Origin of the sequence: Halothiobacillus sp. (genome assembly GCF_028710545.1) — a bacterium.
GTDB lineage: Bacteria > Pseudomonadota > Gammaproteobacteria > Halothiobacillales > Halothiobacillaceae > Halothiobacillus.
On the sequence record NZ_JAQTTX010000116.1, the window covers coordinates 1 to 2,514 of the forward strand.

Annotated in this window: 3 protein-coding genes; all 3 read left to right on the forward strand. The window is 55.1% G+C overall.

Annotated elements, in window-relative coordinates:
- The first annotated feature begins 79 nt into the window (after positions 1-79).
- Genes PHD44_RS12675 through PHD44_RS12685 form a run of 3 tightly spaced genes read left to right on the forward strand, consistent with a single transcriptional unit; the run spans position 80 to position 2,487 of the window.
- Positions 80-400: a hypothetical protein gene (locus PHD44_RS12675; RefSeq protein ID WP_300192261.1), complete on the forward strand. Its 321-nt coding sequence runs from the start codon at positions 80-82 to the stop codon at positions 398-400.
- Positions 400-756, forward strand: a complete 357-nt coding sequence (gene tnpB / locus PHD44_RS12680) for an IS66 family insertion sequence element accessory protein TnpB (protein WP_300192263.1) — start codon at positions 400-402, stop codon at positions 754-756. The genes PHD44_RS12675 and tnpB overlap by 1 nt, the downstream gene beginning before the upstream one ends.
- A 21-nt stretch (positions 757-777) precedes the next feature.
- On the forward strand, positions 778-2,487 hold the full coding sequence (locus tag PHD44_RS12685) for an IS66 family transposase (RefSeq protein ID WP_300192265.1): 1,710 nt from the start codon (positions 778-780) through the stop codon (positions 2,485-2,487).
- Positions 2,488-2,514: the final 27 nt, after the last annotated feature.

The following is a 2,514-nucleotide window of genomic DNA, read 5'->3' on the forward strand; positions in this document are numbered from 1 at the left end:
GTAAGCGCGTCATAAACCACAGACTTGTTGGCTGATTTCAAATTTTGCATGATTCATGCCTTCAATACGGAGGTTGTGAATGATGAAAATGGGAACGGAATTTTGGGCTGCACATGTGGCAGCGAGCCAGCTGGAATCGATTCCAGCGAGTGAATATGCAAGGCGGCACGACCTTGCCGTGAAATCGCTGTATTACTGGCGGCGCAAGCTGAAACAATCTGGCGCGGCAGACTCACTGCAACCTGCCGGTAAATTTGTTGCCCTGCGCATTGCGCCGGGCATCTCCCGTCCAATCAGCTGCACACTGGCTTTGCCGTCCGGCCTGCATCTGGACATGTCGGCACTGCCACCGCCAGAATGGTTTGCGGCGCTGGTGCGCGCCGTGCCGGAGCTGCGCTGATGCATCCGGGCTGTGATATTGAACAGGTCTATCTTTGCCGCGAGGCAATCGACTTTCGCAAATCCATCAACGGACTGAGCGTGCTGGTCGAGCAGGAGCTGGGGCTAAATCCGTTCGGTGCAGCGTTGTATGTGTTTACCAACCGGCAGCGCAACAAGCTCAAGGTGCTGTACTGGAATAAAAATGGTTTTTGCCTGTGGCTCAAGCGCCTGGAAGCGGAAAGATTTGCCTGGCCGAAAGATGATCACGCCGGTACCCAGCTGATCGGCATCAAGGAATTCGAGTGGTTGCTGGAAGGCTTTGATTTATGGACAAATAAACCGCATAAAACATTGAATTACCATTCTGTTTCTTAAGGTTTTTTGGTAAAATGCGACATGCATTTAACCGCACCTGACATCATCATTAAGCGACCGGATCTGAGTCTTCCCGGTATTGAGTTGCCGCCTCTCCCCGTAGAATTACCAAACGATGTCGACTCCTTAACCGCCTTGTTGCATGCACAGCGGGCTGCGTTTTTTACAGCCTGCCAGTCCATAGAGCAGGCTGCAGCAGACGTGCAAAATAAAGCGATTGATTCGATCGAAAGCCAGGTGCGCGAGCAAGTGAGCAGCTACATCAATCACCTTATCGAGCAATTCATCCTGGCGCGTCACCGCCAGTTCGGCGTCAGCTCTGAACAAGGCCAGGGTCGTTTGTTCGATGAGGCCGAGATTCTGGCAACAGAGACTACTGAAGCACCCGATACAGCGCCGATCCCGCCTGAATCATCTGCCTCTTCGAGTGAGGGCAAGCCGGAAGTTAAGGCGCGCGGCAAGCGCGCACCTTTACCGCCTGAATTGCCTCGCGTCGACATCGTGCATGATGTTCCTGAGTCTGAACGCACCTGTCCGTGCGGTACGCCAATGGTGGTGATCGGCCAGCAAATCAGCGAACAGCTCGATATCGTGCCGATGCAAATCCGCGTGCTGCGTCATGTTCGCAATACCTATGGCTGCCCCGGCAGCATTCATGCGCCGGTTACGGCGGCATTGCCCGCGCAACCGCTGCCTAAAAGCAACGCCAGTCCCGACTTTCTGACCATGCTGCTGATCGTCAAGTATATCGATGGTCTGCCGCTGGCGCGCTTTGAATACGTACTCGATCGGCACGGTGTCAAAGTGCCGCGCCAGACCCTGGCACGCTGGGTGATTGGCGCTGCGAACCTGTTGCAACCATTGCATAATCTGATGCGAGACACCTTGTTCGATGGGCCGTTTATACACATGGATGAAACCGTGGTACAGGTTCTCAAGGAAAATGGCAAAAGTCCGACCTCCAACAGTTATATGTGGGTGCAGGCCGGCGGTCCGCCGGATAAGCCGGTGGTGATTTACGATTACGATCCGAGTCGCAGCGGTACTGTGCCGACACGTCTGTTGCAAGGTTATCAGGGCTACCTGATGACTGACGGGTATGACGGCTATAACGCGCTGGCCAGAACCGAGGGCATTGAGCATCTGGTGTGCTGGGCACACGTGCGCCGCAAGTTTATTGAGGCGACACGGGTGCAAGCCAAGGGTAAAAAGGGACGCGCCGATGAAGCCGTTGCGCTGATCGGCAAGTTGTACGGCATTGAGAAGGAGTACAAGGATGCCAGCGATCCGGAACGGTTTCTGGCCCGCCAGAAATTCAGTGTGCCGGTGCTGATCCAGTTGCGTGAATGGCTGGATAAAACCCGACCTGCGGTGGTCCCCGGCAGCGCGCTCGGCAAGGCGTTGTCCTATCTGAGCGATTATTGGGGTAAGTTGATTCGTTACGTTGAGCGCGGCGATCTGCCGATCGACAATAATCGCTGCGAAAATGCGATTCGCCCGTTCGTGATTGGCCGCAAAGCCTGGCTGTTCAGCGATACCCCGGCAGGCGCTAATGCCAGCGCGGTGATTTACTCGCTGCTGCAAACGGCCAAAGCCAACGGACACGAACCCTACGCGTGGCTGCGCCGCGTCATGCGTGACCTGCCCGCCGCTCGAACGGTTGAAGAAATTGAAGCGCTGTTGCCGTGGAATTTGCATGCCATGGATTTAACCAGCGAAATGATGTGCTGAACAGACTGTAGTTCTTGGCTCGCTTAC